The organism is Fictibacillus nanhaiensis, from assembly GCF_042686385.1.
GTDB classification, from domain to species: Bacteria; Bacillota; Bacilli; order Bacillales; family Fictibacillaceae; genus Fictibacillus; species Fictibacillus nanhaiensis.
Window position 1 is genome coordinate 499,777 of sequence record NZ_JBHUPF010000006.1, and the last position, 18,159, is coordinate 517,935.

Below are 18,159 nucleotides of genomic sequence, written 5' to 3' on the forward strand. Positions count from 1 at the left end.
GGAAAAATGTCAAATATTCAAAAGGCGTTTAAAATAATTGAGAGAAATATTGATGAAGCAGATTTTGTAGGAGCAGTTCCTATAGAGGTAATTAACAATTGTCAAAGTGACCTGAACTTAAAGTTTCCTAAAAGCTATATTGAGTTTCTTTCTAATTATGGTTTAGGTGATATATTTGGTGAGGAAATTTATGGTTTAGGTGTAGAAGAGGTTGGAATTCCCCACGTTAAATGGATAACGCTTGAGTTGAGGAAGGATGTAAATTTACCTAATCATCTTGTTCCTATATATAATACTGGTTATGATAATGAGTATTATTGTTTAGACTGTTCAAAGATTAGTGATTCAGAAGATGATAACGCTCCAGTAATATCTTTTATTAGTGCGGATGAAAGCGAACAAGAATATGAATTAATAGAAAAAGATTTTGGAACATTTCTCTATAAACTTTTAAAAGAGGCAATGGAATAAAGTAAACTCTAATAAAAAGGCAATTCTCTTTTAGGCAATGTCAAAGCTTGTAGACAAAGTACCATGTCTACAAGCTTTTTTATTATAAAATTAAAACCCTTATTTTAGACAATTAATTTATATAATTATTTAAGGAGCAAAGGTATGGCTACGGCACCCATCATGACACCTGCTACTAGTGTTTATCTATGGGTTTTTTTAAAGGACTAGGAAGATAATGCTATTTAATTTTTTAAAATTAAGAGAAGAACTCATGTTGTCTAAGCATTTATCCAGTGAGTAAGCACTATTAGTAAGAAAATCAACGGAAAGTTTTTAAAAACAAATCTTTAGCTTCTATGTTTGTTTATCACGATTTTACCATCCTCGATATCCAAACAAACTTAAATTCCTCCCTCCAAACCACTGGGATGTAAAATAGCCTTCCTTGTTGTGATAACCTTTCTTTAGAAGCACTGACATAATATCACCTAAATTGTATTTTATTCATTTTATGAATATTAATTCAAAATCATTATTTTTTTAAATTTATACAACTTAAAATCTGACTATTCAAGATATTAAAGGAACGTTAGTTCGTAAATTATACTCACTTATAATAATCAAGATAAGGATGTATTACCTTAATTTTATATATAATTAGCACTGTAAATCAAGGTAGTAGGAACTTTATCTCTTGATTTTTGTCATGCACGAAGCAAATCGATGTATGATAAATATATGTAAACTCATAAATCGAATAAAGTTTAAGAATATAAAATCAATATCCTCATTCCACTAAAAAATGTTATTTGAAAAATTAACCTTAATTTAGCTGTGATTGAAAGACCATATTAATCGATACCAAATATATAAAGTAACAAAAGCGAAAAAATTGTAATTAGTTACAAAAAGTTCTATCTAAGATTATGGAAATATTGTAAGATATTGAAAGGTTATTTGTTATTCTATTTGTTACAAAGGGAGAGTTAAGTTGAACGGTTTTAAATTCATGCCAAAATGTATTAAAAAAGCCATCCGTTATATATATCAAGATGCGCCATATGATGATTTAATAGAAATTAGAGCTCTAGTCAATTCAGCTATAGAAAAAAGATTAAAAGAAGATAAGAAATAAAGTTTAATGAAAAACCTTTTCTCCTTGTGAGAAAAGGTATTTTTATTACCAATATTCTATCACTCTGTTATACTAATTTTGTAAATAAATGTATAAGTTGGTGGATTGTGAAAAAGTATTTAGTTAGTTTGCTAGTCGTTACACTTGTGTTAAGCTCAATTTTTATCTCAAAACAAAAAGAAGCATACGCGGCTGATCCAGTAGTATCTGTGTCTTTAAACATGTACATACAAAATGCTACCGCTCTATCCTTTTTGCCAAAGGGCACCTATAAGGTAACTGAAGGTGGAAAGACATTGGGATCAGGAAAGAAATACACAGTTAAAGTGGTAAAAGGAGAACTATACCTTTATAACGGAAGTATACTTGTTACAAAAGGAAGGACCCTTACTGTTAAGCCTAATGTGGTAGCAAGTACGCATCTTCTCACTCTATATGGGAAAAAGACACTATCGTACATGGGAACGATGAAATTTACTGTTGAGGGTTCTAAGTATATTCGTCCAATTAATAGCCTCCCTATAGAGGAATATATTAAGGGCGTTGTTCCTGGCGAAATGGATTCTAGCTATCATCTGCAAGCATTAAAATCGCAGGCAATCATTGCAAGATCTTATGTGATGTACAAGGTATCTGCTAAAAAAAATATTAACGATACACCAAGTTATCAACATTACACAGGATACAATAAAGAAAATAATAAAACGGATAAAGCAATCATGGAGACAAAAGGTAAAGTCTTAACCTATCAAGGGAAAGTGGTCGAGACTTTATATAATGCTTCAAATGGCGGCTATACTGAAACAAATCGAGGAGCTTGGCCAGGAGTAGGCGCTCCGAAACTACCATATTTCATTGCTAAGCCTGATTCGTATGATAGCAAAAAACTATGGACAAAAACGTTTTCTAGAAAACAAATCTCCTTAGCAGGGAAAAATGTAAAAAAGCCAGATTCTTGGTGGGGAAGCGTAGTTGAGAAGGATAAAGCATTATCGAATGTGTTAAAAGAAAAACTGACAGCTTCCAACCAAACGTCTAAAATTGTAGAGATTTCTTCGGTTGCACTTCCTAAAGAGCGAACAGAAGGCAAGCGGTTGTTACAGGTTGCTTTTTATGTCACGTATTTTATGAAAGATGCTTCAGGGATGGTCATCAAGAATACTAAAGGCGAGGCAAAATTGTACGGGAAAAAAGTCACCATTTCTGCAGATCAGTTTAAGAGTGCACTTGGCTTAACAAGCAAGTATGTCACGGGTTTAAGTAAAACATCGACACACTTTAAAGTATCCGGCCTTGGTAATGGACATGGGGTAGGATTGAGTCAGATCGGTGCTAACGCAAGAGCGAAGGGTGGTTTGGGTTATCGTGAAGTTCTGGCATTCTATTACCCAAACACAAGTTTAAAGAATGACAAAACTTCATCCATTCCTTCCGCTCTTCAAGTAACGGGAAAAGTAAATTATGAAGGTGTTAATATTCGTAAATCACCGACAACATCTTCAGCTTCATTGGGTAAGGGTAAACTAGGACAAGCTGTAACCGTTCTAGGCAAGACAAAAGAATGGTATAAAATTAAGATCGGATCGTTAACAGGATACATGCATGAAGATTATGTGACGGTGAACCAACAACTAGCTTATAAAAATGGCATTACACCAATTTCTTCGGGTAGAATTCAATACTTAGGAAGTAATCTTGTAATAGAAAAGAATACCGTATATGTACCGCTTGTGGGCTTATCAAAGCGGTATGCTATGACTTCAAAAGTATCAGGATCTACGATTTCTATTACATCTGGATCGCGCAAAGTAACTGCTTCCCTTGTTAGTAACACCGCTACGGTTAATGGTGTTAAAAAGACATTAAGTGTAAGACCAAAAATGATTTACAAAGCTGTATATGTGCCTGCATCATTTTTAAGTGAAACGGGATTAGCGTACTATTATGAAGAAAAAGCTGAAGGCGTACTATGGATTAATAGATAAATAGAGAAAGCTGACTCAAAAAAGGTAACTTTTTGTAGTCGGCTTTTTGTATATAAATTATTTGAAATAACAAAATAGTTCTTTTGTAATAGGAAAATAGTTCTCTTTAGTATTATAAAATTTGGAAATTAGCCGATGAAAGAAGAGGATAAATTTTTTTACATTATTTTTCATAAAGGGTGATTGTATATGAAAAGAATCGGCTTATTATTTATGGCGGCTATATTTTTATTGGGAAGCAGTTGGACTCATGATAAAGTAAATGCTGCCGGTCCTAAAAAAGAAGTTCTAAGTAACCAGGAAACAAAACGAGTTATCGTAAAGCTGAAAAAACCTGCGGAAAAAACAAACTTAAAAGGCATTGAAGTACTAACAAATCAGGAAAGTAAAAAAGAACCTATCGTTACTATAGAAGTACCAGAGGGTAAAAAAGTAGACTCGTATATTAAAGAGTTAGAAAAAAGAGATGATGTGGAATTCGCAGAACCAGATCATATTATTAAACTAGATCATACGCCAAACGATACTTACTTCGATTATCAATGGCATCATGAAACGATTCAAACTGAAAGTGCATGGGACAAGTCGAAGGGTAGCTCAAGTGTTGTCGTTGCTGTAATTGACAATGGAATAGATCTAAATCATTCGGATTTAAAGAATAGGATTGTATCTCCTTATGATACGGTTTATGATTCTTCGAGTACGTTAACGGCAGGCGATCATGGTACACACGTTGCTGGAATTATTGGAAGTTCAATTGACAATTATGTTGGTACGGCGGGTGTGGCTCCTAATTCAAAAATCATGCCTATTGATGTATTTACAGATGAAGGAGCCTACTCTTCGGATGTCATTGAAGGAATTTATTACGCAGTTAATAACGGGGCAGATGTTATTAATATGAGTTTGGGTAGCTATTATTACAATTATTCCTATGATTCTGCCATTCAATATGCGCATGAAAAAGGAGTAGTGATTGTAGCCGCAGCAGGAAACGATGGAACAAGTACAATGCATTACCCTGCTGCTTATGACAATGTAATTTCGGTAGGTTCCACAACTGAATCTGATTCACGGTCGTACTTCTCTAATTATGGTGACTGGGTCGATATCATGGCGCCAGGTTCGTACATCTATTCAACACTGCCTTATTCTTCATACGGTTACATGAGTGGCACATCAATGGCCTCACCGGTTGTTGCAGGTGTAGCAGCACTAATCTTAGCAAATGAGCCTAACCTTTCTAACTATGAAGTAGAACAGCGCTTGTATGATACAGCAGATGATTTAGGATCCTCTTATTATTATGGAAACGGCAGAGTGAATGCTAGAGGAGCACTGGGTATTGCGGACAAAATTACTTCACCGACTGTTTACTCTGTATATGATTATGATACATCTGTAACAGGATATACAAGTGGATATGACTATTACGACATTGAAGTAACAGATGGTAAAAAAGTGCTTGGAAAAGTCAATGATAATGGTTATTTTTCAGTAACCATACCTAAGCAAAAAGCGGGAACAAAGCTTTACGTAACAGCAAAGTCAAATGGCAATTCTAGCGATGCTGTAGAAATAACGGTTCAAGACGGTACAGCTCCGACAAATCCCAAGGTTAATGAGATTTCAGACCAGCATAAAGCCATCTCAGGAACAGCAGAAGCAGGGGTTACGGTTTATGCAATGATTGGTAACAGTACCTATTCCGCAACAGCAAATAGCAAAGGAGTCTTTTCAATTACCATCCCTCTTCAAAAAGCAGGGACAACTGTTTATGTATGGGCAAAGGATTCGTCTGGGTATTATAGCAATACGAGTACTTATACGGTAAAGGACAAATCTGGACCTGCAGCACCAGTTGTTAATAACCTTACTGAGAAAGCAAAAACGGTAACAGGGAAAACAGAAGCAGGAGCTAAAGTTTCTGTTAAGATTGGTACAAATACTTATACGGCAACTGCATTGAGTACAGGATCGTTCTCTGTAACTATTCCGTTACAGAAACCAGGTACAACAATTGAAGTTTGGGCAACAGACAAAGCTGGCAATAAAGGCATAATAAAAAAGGTTACAGTAAAAGACACAACACCACCACCAGCACCGTCAGTGGGCGAGATTTCTGATAAATCCACACAAGTGTCTGGTACGGCAGAAAAAGGTTCCACGGTTACAGTAAAATTCGGAATCAATACGTATATTACAGTAGCTGAAAACGGAAAATTTGCCGTTCCAATTTTCTTGCAAAAAGCAGGGACTGTCTTTGAAATATGGGCTGTAGATGTTTATGGAAATAAAAGTACACTTACAAAAGTAATCACAAAGGATAAAACAGCCCCTAAATCACCAGTAGTAAATGCAGTTACTAGTAAATCTACGAGTGTAACAGGAAAAAGTGAAGCAAACGCAACGATTATCGTAAAGATTGGGACCAAAAGTTATACAGCAAAAGCAGCAACAAACGGGGCTTTTTCAGTGAAAATCCCTGTTCAGAAAGCAAATGTACTCCTAACTGTAACTGCAACAGATGCTGCTAAAAATACAAGTACTGCAGCTAAGGTTGTTGTGAAGAAGTAATTTAGAAGAATAAATGTAGTTAAAAGTAGTAGGACTAAATAAAGACCTAGAGAAAGAGTTATCTCTAGGTCTTTATGGTTTTAAAATATATCTATGTAGATATCGCCACTGAATGATTAACATTATATTGAGTTAGTTCAGTTAGAATTTTCCTATTGACACGTTCAAAGTATTGAACAACGGCATGTGGATCGGTTTCAAAAAAATAGGTGTGTCCATTATAATGATAAGGTTCATAATACCAAATTCCCTTAGTGATTGCAGTGAATCTTTTATTTGAATCACCTGTTTCATCTTTTAACCAACTAGCAGCCTGTTCAATACTCAGTGCTTCCAAAACAAGCGTTTCTTCTTTGTAGATGTTTACAGGTATGTTTGTATTATCTTTTATAGTAGGCTTAATTCTTTTCATAGCACGCTCCTATATTTTATTATTAAACAGTTATATAAAAACACATGGTTATAATTTACTTATACAAATTTTAACATATGCAAGTACGCTGTTTACAATTAAATAGACTTATATATGTTGAATTTTAAGTATGACTGAAACTTTTTATACAAATTAACGTATAAGGAAATATAAGTCTTTTAACATAAAAAATGATAGAGGGATTTTCATGACAAAAAAGAAGATGGCAAGGGTTATCTTATGGGGAATATTATTATCATTGCCCTTATGGCTGCTTTCCATATTAGTCGTTGTTACCATTTGGATCATATTTTGACCCACAAGGTCGGTTGACGTCTGATTTTTAAGAATATAGATTTAATATAAGAATATATGACTTAATGAGCCTAACCACGAGGGTTAAGGCTTTTTTTGTTGTAGCTTAAAGGCAATTTGAGAACCTGAGCCAAATGGCTTGGGTGTTTATTTAGGATGAAAATTGGTTTAATATGGTAATGTGAGGTAAGTACGAAAGAAAATAGTATATATTTCCTAATTTTCACTATTGAGCTGCCACCCGGTGAGCTCATTTTTATGTGCTTTCTTTAAGAAGACATGGTGAGTAAATGCAACATCAATAGAATTTTTTGAACCTTTTATCGAATTCTAGACAATTACATATGATTGACCAACTATTAGGAGGACCTTCATGGAACCAAAAATAACACCAGAAGTTATAAATCGTTTAAAAAAAGGGGACCTTGCAGCTTTTGACGAGATGTATGGAGCTACTATTCATAAAGTTTATAGAACTGTTTATGTCCTTGCACCTAATAAACAAGAAGTTAACGAGATTGTGAATGAAATATATTTTCAAGTTTGGAAATCTATCTCAAATTATAACGATTCATCTCCATTTTTATTTTGGTTGAACGGTCTAGTGTTTCGCCAAGTTAAGAATTGGAAAATGAAAGCATGGAAGCGTGCGGAGTTACTTCGTAAGATTAAAAAGTTTAGTCTGAAAGAGTCTTTTATAGACAATGATATTTTTAAAAGTGAAAACCAAGATGAGATATTATCGCAGTTAAGTACCATGCCTTACAAATTAAAAGAAGTTTTGTTATTAGTTTATTATTATGACTATCCTCTTAAAGAGATTGCTAGTCTATTGCGTATTCCTATTGGAACAGTTAAATCTAGACATCATACAGCTATTAAGTATATACAAAGACAACGAGCATCAATAACAGGAGAGGTGGGAATTAATAATGCTAAATGAAGATAACAATTTACAAAAGAATTTAAATGACAACTTACAAAACCTCCATCCTCCATCATCCCTACATACCGAAATTAAGCAAAGAATAATAAGCGAAAAAAGCACAACAAAATCCTGGCAAAAACTAAAGATAAATATTGTACGTGTTAGCACGGTTTGTATAATTTTAATTTTATTATTTGGAAGTGGATTTGTTTCTCCACGCCTAGGAAATGTATTACAAAAGATTCCGGTTGTCGGGTATATCTATAAAGATTATCAATCTGACATAGGGCTTCAAAAAGCTGAAGAAGTAGGTTTAACAGAAGACTTTCAAAAAACGGTAACCTCAGAAGGGGTTGAGGTGACGTTTACAAAAATTTATTACGATGGAGTGAACCTATCAATCGGGTATAAAATAAAAAACAACACTTCACAGGAGTGGCCAGATCCTCCTGAAATGGGAGTTGGAGCTTCACACTTCTTAATTCTTAAAGGTCAACATGAATTCAAAATAAATGGATCAGAGATGATGGGCGGTATGAATGATACATTCGAAGAAGTAGGCTCAAATGAATATGAAGGAGTTTTACAGTTCCATCCAAATAAGTTTCCAAAAGAAGACAACTTTACTTTAGATTGTTTCTTTACAGAAATTCAAGGAGTAAAGGGAGAATGGAAGTTCAAAGTGCCTGTCACTAAAGAGAAAGTAAAAGAAACCGTACATTCTTTCGAACCTAACTATAAAGTAGATGGATTAGATGGGGAAATTATAGTGAGTAAAGTAGATTTTACTCCAACAGCCATTGGACTTGAGACTAAAATGATAAGAGAAATAACGGAAGAAAATAAAAATGATTACTTCTTATTTAGTATAGTTGAGGTAGGTGCAGATAACGGGGTAATAGCAGATGCTGAAAAGTTAAAGAACGGTAAAATACAGATAACAACTAAATCAAGTTTTCCTCCAATAAAAGAAGTACCAGAATTTATTACAATAAAAGCCTATAATCCATCTGATTCTTCAGAAAGTGTACAGTTTAAAGTACCGCTTAAAGAATAGAACTTTAACCTGAAATTTGGATCCGAAGAAAATTAAACGGGCTACCTACGCTAATAGAACTTTGTTTATTGGATAAACATCCAGCATCCATCAATATGTTGGGTGCTTTTTTTTATTCTGCATACTTATATATAAACAAATGTTTAAGTATGAGAGTAGTTGGATATTCATTATTACGAATGAAAGCTCATTAAATTTATTAGTTGTTGGTCTAGTCGTGTTTTTTTGCGGTTGAAGCGTTTTTGAACATCTATAAAAGAAGATCTGAAAAATCCCGCAACATATAAGAAAGGGAATAGATTTATGTTAAATATACTTATTTTTATAGCGTTCATTGCTACTCTAGGTTATAGCATTTATGCCAAAACAACTGCGGCACTCGTAATCTTTTTTGTTATCGCAGGTATTGGGATTGTATACAGGATCTATAGCGGAAGAAATAACAAAGCCAATATAAATAATTAGTGAAATCCCCGGAAACGGGGATTTTTTAAATCCACCTATTTCCAGGATGTTTACTTACATATTAAGAAGTAAAATTTTTACTAGGGAATTCATCCACATATTATCAATTACTTAATGTAAACTATTCACTATTAGTAAAGTACAGTTAAAATAATTTTAGTTAAAATTTTAGTAAAAACAATTGACTGGAAATTCTGTGTAGTTTACTATCTAATTGAAGGCGCTTTCATACTAGTGCTAAATAAGAGGAAAGTGAAAGGGGAAACGTTTTATGAAATTAACAAAGTTGTTAGCTTTAGTAGTTTCAGTTTTTCTGTTGCTGGCAGGATGTTCGAGTGGCTCATCTTCTGATTCTGAAAAGACGAAAGATGGGAAGATAAAAATTTCCTTTATAAATGGCTTCACTGGTGGTGATGGTGCGTATATGAAAAAAATCACTGAAGCCTTCAATGCTTCACAAGATAAATATGTGGTTACCGAGCTGCAGGAAAAAGACCACTACACAAAGTTCAAATCAGGTGATTATGATCTCGTTGTGGTTCATGGGAACAACCTTGAAACATACAAGCAAGACGGACTCATTCAAGATATCGGTCCTGTAATAAAGAAAGCGGGTATTAAAGAATCTGATTTTCACCAAGCAGGATTAGATATTGCAAAACTTGAAGGTGGAATGTATGCGGTTCCGCTAGATATTCACCCATTAACGATGTTCTACAATAAAGATTTAACAGCTGAAGCTCCAAAAACATACGAAGATTTAAAAGCGCTCAACACAAAGCTACAAGCAGAAAACAAAGATACTTACGCTCTAGGTGTTCCTTCAAGTGGATTGGTTGAATTCTACATGTTGATGATTGCAGCGCAAAATGGTGTTGAGTTAAAAGATGGTGAGAAATTAAACTTCGCACAAGAAAAATACGCAGATGCGTTGATGCAGTTTCACGATATGATCTGGAAGGATAAAGTTTCTCCTGCAAAACTTGGTCTTGACGGTGAGTTCCAAACGTTTATGAAGGAAGCGAAAGAAGGAAAAGCATACCAGACTGCTGTAGCTCTTACTGGACCTTGGTTCTATGGCGCAGCTAAAGAAAAGTATGGAGACAAATTAGGAGTGGCTCCGATTCCTCAGATCGGATCAGAACTTGCTTCTTACGGAAATGCACATACGATCGCTCTTTCTGCAAAAGTGGAAGATGATCAAGTAAAAGAAGGAATTGCCGAATACTTAAAATTCATGTTCACACCAGAAAATCTTCTGAATTGGGCAGAAGGTGGACAGGCTCCTGTACACTTAGCGACACTTGAAAAAATTGAAGCAGATCAAGAAAAGTACCAGATTGCCTACCAAAATTCAAAGCAATTTGAAAACTATGTAAACCCGCCGCAAGTCTACCAATTCGGAGAACAGATGCGTTATATGAACGAGTCTGTGTTCGGTAAACTTGTGACAACTGAGAACTTTACGAAAAAAGATCTGATGAAAGAACTTGAAAAAGCAAGTAAGACAGCAGAACAGATCGCAAAGACTGCTCCACAGAAATAAACATTTATCACATTTCTATAAGAAAATAATAAAGAGTGGTTGCCTTTAGTGGTAATTCCACTCTTTATTTACTAACAGATGAAGTGAAACATAGGAAAGAACAGGCGATTCTTTCGAATGGAGGACAATATGTATAAAGGAGCTTCCCATAAAATTTGGTCAGTGTTGATGGTATCTCCATTTGTTATATTCTTTTTACTCTTCTGGCTGCTTCCCCTTGCTTTTGGCGCGTGGATCAGTCTTCATAACTGGAATATCTCTTCAGGAAACTTAGGTTTTATCGGGATTGAAAACTACAAATCTATTCTTACTCCTGGAACACTATACTATGATCTTTTTATTAATGGTTTAAAAAACACGTTATATTTTGTTGTGATTAGTGTTCCGCCGCTTGTGTTAATCAGTCTCGCTCTGGCTCTAATCATTGATAATCTGCCAGAAAAGTTTAAGCCGGTGTACCGTACCATTTTCTTTATTTCCTATTCTATTTCTGTAACAGCTGTGTCTGCTATATTCTTGTGGCTGTTTAACGGAAATGGTGGATATGTAAACAATGTTCTAGAGTCTATCGGGATTATAAGTGAGCCGATCAATTGGTTAGGTGAGCAGCCGTATGCATGGGTTACAATCTTAATCGCGACGGTTTGGTGGACGATTGGTTTTAATATGATGCTCTTTATTAATGCGTTAGATGAAGTAGATGGTTCTCTGTATGAAGCAGCAGATTTAGATGGTGCAGGTGCGTTCTCTAAGTTCGTTTCTGTTACATGGCCGCAGATTCGAAATGTTGCTTTTTTTATTCTGATCATGACGGTGATAGCATCCTTTAACCTTTATGGACAAACAAGATTGATTACAGCAGGTGGACCTGAACAGTCGACGAATTCGCTTATCATGAATATCCAAACATCTGTTTTCAGTATGAACCAGCTGGGAATCGGGTCTGCCATGGCGATCATCATGGGCTTTATTATGATGTTGATCATCGGTTTTCAATACTGGATTTCGTATCGAAACAAAGAGTAAAGGAAGTGACGAAGATGAAAAGATCCACACGCAAAAGCCTTCCGATATTAATCGTGGCTACTATAATCGCCATTCTGTTTCTATTGCCTTTGATCTGGATGATATTTACTTCATTTAAGACGTTGAGTGAATCGATGGCGAGTTCTAGTATTCTTCCTTCTGCATGGACGCTTGAAAACTATGTTGGGATATTCTCATCTGTAACAGATGCACCGATCCTCAGGTGGTTGTTTAATACAGCGTTTATCACTGCAGCAGGTACAGTACTTGTTGTCTTTGTTGATATATTAGCGGCATACTCGCTCGCTCGATTGAATGTACCCGGGAAGAAAGTTATCTTAGGGATGGTGTTTGCGGCCCTTGCGATTCCTGGAATCGTTACGTTGTTTCCGGCGTTCTATATGTTTAAAACAGCAGGACTGTTAGACTCTTATGTTCCACTTATATTGCCGTATACGGCGAGTACGATGGGTGTCTTTCTCATCTATAACTTCTTGATCTCATTTCCAAAAGATCTTGAAGAAGCGGCATATATTGATGGAGCGTCGCAATGGCAAATTCTCTATCATGTTATTTTTCCTACGATCAAGCCAGTGGCGATGACACTTGGGGTTATTACGTTCTTGGGTATATATAACGACTTTCTATGGCCTTCACTCGTAACGAATTCTAACGATATGAAGACGATCACGCTCGGAATTGCGACTTTAATACAAGGAGCGAATTTCGTGAATCCAGCGAAAATGATGGCTTCGACGGTTATCGCTACAATCCCGGCTATCATTGTCTTTTTGATCGCGAACAAATATATCGTTAAAAGTGTTACGAATACAGGGATTAAGTAACGAGAGCCAATTTTATGCCATGGTTTATTAATAAATCCAAAACAAATATAATGAATGGGTGAGTATAATGGAGATAGGATTTCGGACGATAAAAAAAGTAAAAACAGATGAAATTCACATGAGAGATCCTTTCGTTTTCACTTGTTTAAAAGATAACAACTATTATTTATTTGGTACAACCTTTGCAGATGGCTGTGGAGACAAAGATCCCATCTTTGAAGTTTATCAAAGTGATAATCTCATTGATTGGGAAGGTCCTTATGTTGCGTTTCAGCCTCCAAAAGGATTTTGGGGTGTGAGGCATTATTGGGCACCAGAAGTATTTGAATGGAATGGGCGCTATTACATGTTCGCTTCTTTTAAAGGAGGAATTGGAGAGAATAGAGGTACGGGGATATTGGTTGCTGATCATCCTGCTGGACCTTATCTTCCACACAGTGATGGACCTGTTACGCCAGCTGATGCTGAATGTCTCGACGGAACGTATTATGAAGATGATGAAGGGCAAAAATGGATCATCTATTGCCATGAATGGACAGAGCTCTACGAGGGTCGGATCAAAGCTTTTCGCTTAAGCGAAGATTTGAAAGAGTCTTTTGGTGAACCGGTTGAAATTCTTAATGCTGCAAAGATGCCGTGGATTCGTCACTTTGGAGATCCTCGTATACAAAAAACAGGTTACTTAACAGATGCACCGTTCATGTATAAAACCGAAAACGGTGAACTCATCATGCTTTGGTCGAGCTATTCAGTTCCGGGTTATGGAGATGCTGGTCTTGGGGGTTATACGGTAGCGGTAGCCCGTTCAAGTGATGGTCGTGTAGAAGGAGAATGGACGCACGATCCACAGTTGCTGTTAGATCGTAATGCGGGTCATTCGAGTCTATTTCGTGATGTACACGGACAATTGTATCTCTGTACACATTATCCAGACACGCCACATGGAAGTGAGCGCCCCCTATTTATAAAAGTAGAAGAGAAGTTGAACGGAATTACGATTACGGATGAAGAAAAATAAATATTTAACGAAAATGAGATGAGGGTAAACGATGGCAACGATTAAAGATATCGCTGAACGTGTTGGGGTTTCCATTGCCACCGTATCAAGAGTACTAAATTATGATTCAAAGCTTTCTGTAGGTGATGAAACAAAACAGAAGATTTTTGAAGTGGCAGAAGAATTGTCGTATCGAAAAAAAACAGCAAGAAGAACGATGGCTTATAAAATCGCGATCATTCATTGGTATACAGAGAAACAAGAGTTGGATGATCTGTATTATATGTCGATTCGTTTAGGCATCGAGAATCGTTGTGAAGCACTTGGTATTCAAGTAGCAAAGATGTACAAAGGCAGTGTGCAGCAAGACGAAGAAATTCATGGCATTATCGCAATTGGTAAATATAATAAAAGACAAGCTGAAGAGCTGCGGCAACAGACGGAAAACATTGTTTTCGTAGACAGTTCACCTGATGATGATCAATATGATTCGGTTCTTAGTGATTTCTATAAAGCTACCGAAAATGTGTTACAACGGTTTATAGAAAAGGGGCATACGAACATAGGATACATCGGCGGCAGAGAAATTTACGAAGATCAAACAGAAGAAATTGAAGACCCTCGTCGGATCTGTTTTGAAAACTATCTAACGCCAAGAGGGTTGTACGATGAAACGAAAGTGTATATGGGTAAGTTCTCGGTGGAAGACGGTTATGCTTTAACAAAGCAAGCGATCGCTGATCATGGGGACAACCTTCCGACGGCTTTTTTTGCAGCCAATGATTCCATTGCCATAGGTTCATTAAGAGCACTTCACGAAGCGGGGATTTCGGTTCCGGATCAAGTGAATGTAATCGGAGTAAATGATATCAGTGTTTCTAAATACATCTATCCTCCTTTAAGTACGGTAAAAGTATTCACTGAAGTTATGGGTGAAACAGCAGTTGACCTGCTGGTCGAAAGGCTGTCTGATCGTCAGATTGCTAAAAAAGTAGTCATCGCCACAAAACTAGAAATACGAGGCTCTAGCACTTAAAAACACACAGCGTTTTGTGTGTTTTTTTTTCTTGGTTTCTTTCGGAATCTTGTATCGGCGGAAATTAGGCTTTCTCAGGTGGAAAACGCATGATTACAGGTGAAAAGTTATGCATCTCAGGTGGTCACAGTTCGTTTACCGGCGAACGCGTAATAAATATAAAAACACGTACCGTAAAAAAACAAAAAAATAACTGAACATATAAGACAAGACTCTAAAGCAATAATCTTTTAGAAAAGGGCTTTTCTCTTAAATAAAATACGGACTGCTGGTATTTAGCAGTCCGCAACCGTTAATCATTTTTTATCCATGTTAGGTCTTGTTTGCTTTTCCTCCCCTGGAACAAGTCCTTCAACCATCGGCCAGCCATCTTCCCATACGAGAGGATCAATCATTAGCGGACGTCTTGTGGCTCCGTTATCCAGTTTAGGTTTCTTTTTATCGATAGCATGATAGAGGATCCAGTCTTTACCCTTATTATCAGAAATGATGGCGTTATGACCAGGACCAACAAAACGTTTTCCTTTTGATAAAACAGGCGTTCCTTCTGAAGCGAGAATATCTACACCCTTCTTATCCAAAAAAGGTCCCTTGATGGATTCTGATCGCGCAACCGTTACTCGATACGTACTATCTTCTCCTTCACAACAAGAACCTAATGATCCAAAAAAGTAATAATAGTTGTTTCGCTTAATGATATAAGGCGCTTCATAAGCATTACCGGCAACATGAAAAGGTTCTCCCTTAGGTTTCTTGCCGTCCGCGGTTAATTCCACTCCATAAATACCATGGAAGCTACCCCAAAACAAATAAGGTACACCGTTGTCTACCATAAAGAAAGGATCAATAGAATTTTCCACACCGATCTCACTGCTCCGGATAACTTGTCCGTGATCTTGAAAAGGACCTTCAGGTGAATCGCTGGTAGCAACTCCGATTCCGGGATCGTAATCTCCCCAAGTGGACAAGGAATAATACAGGTAGTAGGTATCGTTATAGTACTGAATATCTGGTGCCCACAGACCTCCTTGTTTCCAAGTGGGACGGTCTTTGTCGCTAAATGCATCTGCGACGTGTTTCCAGTCCTTTAAATTAGTAGATTTAAGGATAGGTATGTATTTGCTTCCTTTTCCATCTCCCCAATCATCCTCTGTACCATAAGCGTAAAAACTTCCATCTTTTGCTTTAATAATGGAAGGATCTGCGAATACCGGTTCAAATACTGGATTTTGAAATTGAGCTTTGTTCTCATCAGGGCTTTCTGTGTTTGTGTTTGAACAGGCTGAAGTTAGAATCAGAGTGGCTGTAGTGATAGGAAGTAGTAGTTTTCTTAGCCTCAAACTTACCATCCTTTCTCATCTCACTTATTTGTAAAGCGCTTACAATTTATTCTAACGGATAGAAAGGGGGTATTCAATGATTTTAGTTAAATATTTAGTTAAAATTTTAGTAAAAACATTGACGCTGTTTTACCCTTCTACTACAATGAGTGTAAAGCGCTTTCAATTCACTTGGTAAATAACTCCTCAATTAAGAATCTAAATAGATCAACCCATTTAAAGGAGAGATGTATGATGCATCGCAAAGAATATCCACGACCTCAATTGGTGCGTAAAGAGTGGCAGAATTTGAACGGGACTTGGCAATTTAACTTTGATGACCAAAACGAAGGAACGAAGCAAAAATGGTACAAGGAAAACACAAAAACATTTGATAAAGAAATTAATGTACCGTTTGCTTATCAAACACAATTAAGTGGAATTGCAGATCCAACATTTCATGATGTTGTTTGGTATAAACGGGAGTTTTCAGTTCCTGAAAATTGGAGCGGACAAAGAGTAATTCTTCACTTCGGAGCCGTCGATTATCGTGCTTGGGTTTATATAAATGAGAAATTTGTAGGTTTTCATGAAGGTGGTAACACTAGTTTTTCCTTTGATATAACCGATCATTTGACAGAAGGTACTCAAACGATTGTGGTGAAAGTGGAAGACCCTTCTACAGATGAAACGATACCTCGTGGAAAACAGTATTGGATCGAGGAATCTGATGGTATTTGGTACACGCGTACAACAGGAATCTGGCAGACTGTTTGGTTAGAAGCTGTCCATTCCGTCCACCTATCTAAGCTTCGATTTACACCTGATGTGGATCGAGGGGAGATTGGGGTCGAATTTGAGCTAACTGAACAAGCAAACGATGTAGATGTTCAATTCGAGATCGTGTTTAAAGGAGAACGAATCGTTAAGGATATTGTCTCTACTCATGAAGCATTTAATAGAAGAACGTTTAATCTGTATAACCATAAAATCTTCCGAACAGGCTTTCATCATGACGGATGGAACTGGACACCAGAGAATCCAAATCTCTTTGATGTGAAGATTAAAGTGATACAAAATAACCACGTTATAGACGAGATTGAATCTTATTTTGGAATGAGAAAAGTGCATTCTGAAAATGGAATGATCTATTTGAACAACCGTCCTTATTATCAAAAGCTTGTACTTGATCAAGGGTACTGGCCAGAAGGATTATTAACGGCTCCTTCAGATCAAGATTTGATCAAAGATATAGAGTTATCCAAGGAATTAGGCTTTAATGGTTGCCGAAAGCATCAAAAAGTAGAAGATCCTCGTTTTCTATATTGGGCAGATCAGTTGGGTTTTCTTGTTTGGGGTGAATGTGCAGCATCTCCTTCATTCAGTGAAAATGCGGTTGCACGACTTACGAAAGAATGGATTGAAATCATTGAAAGGGATTATAACCATCCATCAGTAGTAGCGTGGGTTCCTCTCAATGAAAGTTGGGGAGTACCAAACATTCGTGATAACCACCAACAGCAACATCACTCCTTAGCCATGTATCATCTGATCCACTCTCTTGATTCAACAAGACTCGTTGTATCAAACGATGGATGGGAACTTACGAAAACGGATATTTGTGCCGTGCATAACTACAATCATGGAAATAAAGATGAAATTGCAAAATATGAAAAATATAAAGAAGACATTTCTACGGTTGACGGTATTCTCTCTTCTAAACCCGCACGTCGCTCTATTTATGCTAATGGTTTCAACTATGAAGGAGAACCGATCTTATTAACGGAGTTTGGTGGAATCGGCTTTAAAGTTGGAGAAGACTCAGGATGGGGTTACACCTCGGTGAACAATGCGGAAGAATTTATAGCAGATTATGACCGAATCATGCAGGCCGTTTACAGCTCCAAGGCTTTATTTGGGTACTGCTACACACAATTAACCGATGTCGAACAAGAAATCAATGGCTTATTAACGTACGATCGAAAACCAAAGTGCGAACTGAAACAAATTAAGAAGATCAATGATATGTGGCATCCAGGGGTTATCTAAGGGGATAGTAGACG

15 protein-coding genes are annotated in these 18,159 nt (G+C 36.6%); 13 read left to right on the forward strand and 2 right to left on the reverse strand.

Annotated features, from left to right (window positions below):
• The first annotated feature begins 6 nt into the window (after positions 1–6).
• The 4 genes from ACFS5O_RS06205 (at position 7) to ACFS5O_RS06220 (ending at position 6,150) form a co-directional block, all read left to right on the forward strand.
• Positions 7–471 (forward strand): SMI1/KNR4 family protein, encoded by a 465-nt coding sequence (locus tag ACFS5O_RS06205; RefSeq protein WP_205725123.1) that lies wholly within the window; start codon positions 7–9, stop codon positions 469–471.
• Between the two features lie 973 nt (positions 472–1,444).
• Complete coding sequence (locus ACFS5O_RS06210) at positions 1,445–1,588, forward strand: hypothetical protein (protein ID WP_205725124.1); 144 nt, start codon at positions 1,445–1,447, stop codon at positions 1,586–1,588.
• Positions 1,589–1,695: 107 nt separating this feature from the next.
• Positions 1,696–3,573: a SpoIID/LytB domain-containing protein gene (locus ACFS5O_RS06215; RefSeq protein WP_205725125.1), complete on the forward strand. Its 1,878-nt coding sequence runs from the start codon at positions 1,696–1,698 to the stop codon at positions 3,571–3,573.
• A 189-nt stretch (positions 3,574–3,762) separates the two neighbouring features.
• A complete protein-coding gene (locus ACFS5O_RS06220; RefSeq protein ID WP_205725126.1) occupies positions 3,763–6,150 on the forward strand; it encodes a S8 family peptidase in 2,388 nt (795 codons plus the stop codon).
• 91 nt (positions 6,151–6,241) lie between these two features.
• On the opposite strand, the gene ACFS5O_RS06225 is transcribed toward ACFS5O_RS06220, so the two are convergent.
• Entirely contained in the window at positions 6,242–6,562 is a 321-nt protein-coding gene (locus ACFS5O_RS06225) for a hypothetical protein (RefSeq protein WP_205725127.1), read from the reverse strand.
• Positions 6,563–7,250: 688 nt separating this feature from the next.
• Here ACFS5O_RS06225 and ACFS5O_RS06230 point away from each other — a divergent pair.
• The 8 genes from ACFS5O_RS06230 (at position 7,251) to ACFS5O_RS06265 (ending at position 14,777) form a co-directional block, all read left to right on the forward strand.
• Entirely contained in the window at positions 7,251–7,820 is a 570-nt protein-coding gene (locus ACFS5O_RS06230) for a sigma-70 family RNA polymerase sigma factor (RefSeq protein WP_205725128.1), read from the forward strand.
• Positions 7,810–8,862 carry a DUF4179 domain-containing protein gene (locus ACFS5O_RS06235; protein ID WP_205725129.1) on the forward strand — a complete coding sequence of 351 codons (1,053 nt, stop codon included), beginning with the start codon at positions 7,810–7,812 and terminating at the stop codon, positions 8,860–8,862. Before ACFS5O_RS06230 ends, ACFS5O_RS06235 begins: the two co-directional genes overlap by 11 nt.
• 303 nt (positions 8,863–9,165) lie before the next feature.
• Entirely contained in the window at positions 9,166–9,327 is a 162-nt protein-coding gene (locus ACFS5O_RS06240) for a hypothetical protein (protein WP_205725130.1), read from the forward strand.
• 271 nt (positions 9,328–9,598) lie between these two features.
• Complete coding sequence (locus ACFS5O_RS06245) at positions 9,599–10,873, forward strand: ABC transporter substrate-binding protein (RefSeq protein WP_205725131.1); 1,275 nt, start codon at positions 9,599–9,601, stop codon at positions 10,871–10,873.
• A 129-nt stretch (positions 10,874–11,002) separates the two neighbouring features.
• Positions 11,003–11,899: a carbohydrate ABC transporter permease gene (locus ACFS5O_RS06250; protein WP_205725132.1), complete on the forward strand. Its 897-nt coding sequence runs from the start codon at positions 11,003–11,005 to the stop codon at positions 11,897–11,899.
• Positions 11,900–11,913: 14 nt separating this feature from the next.
• Positions 11,914–12,744 carry a carbohydrate ABC transporter permease gene (locus tag ACFS5O_RS06255; RefSeq protein ID WP_205725133.1) on the forward strand — a complete coding sequence of 277 codons (831 nt, stop codon included), beginning with the start codon at positions 11,914–11,916 and terminating at the stop codon, positions 12,742–12,744.
• A gap of 67 nt (positions 12,745–12,811) precedes the next feature.
• A complete protein-coding gene (locus tag ACFS5O_RS06260) occupies positions 12,812–13,762 on the forward strand; it encodes a glycoside hydrolase family 43 protein (RefSeq protein WP_205725134.1) in 951 nt (316 codons plus the stop codon).
• Positions 13,763–13,793: 31 nt separating this feature from the next.
• Entirely contained in the window at positions 13,794–14,777 is a 984-nt protein-coding gene (locus ACFS5O_RS06265; RefSeq protein WP_205725135.1) for a LacI family DNA-binding transcriptional regulator, read from the forward strand.
• A 296-nt stretch (positions 14,778–15,073) separates the two neighbouring features.
• Here ACFS5O_RS06265 and ACFS5O_RS06270 read toward each other — a convergent pair whose 3' ends face one another.
• A complete protein-coding gene (locus ACFS5O_RS06270; protein ID WP_318300120.1) occupies positions 15,074–16,117 on the reverse strand; it encodes a family 43 glycosylhydrolase in 1,044 nt (347 codons plus the stop codon).
• Positions 16,118–16,348: 231 nt separating this feature from the next.
• Here ACFS5O_RS06270 and ACFS5O_RS06275 point away from each other — a divergent pair, with 231 nt between their 5' ends.
• The gene (locus ACFS5O_RS06275; protein ID WP_205725137.1) at positions 16,349–18,145 is read left to right on the forward strand and encodes a glycoside hydrolase family 2 protein; all 1,797 of its coding nucleotides are present in this window, start codon (positions 16,349–16,351) and stop codon (positions 18,143–18,145) included.
• The last annotated feature ends 14 nt before the right edge of the window (positions 18,146–18,159 follow it).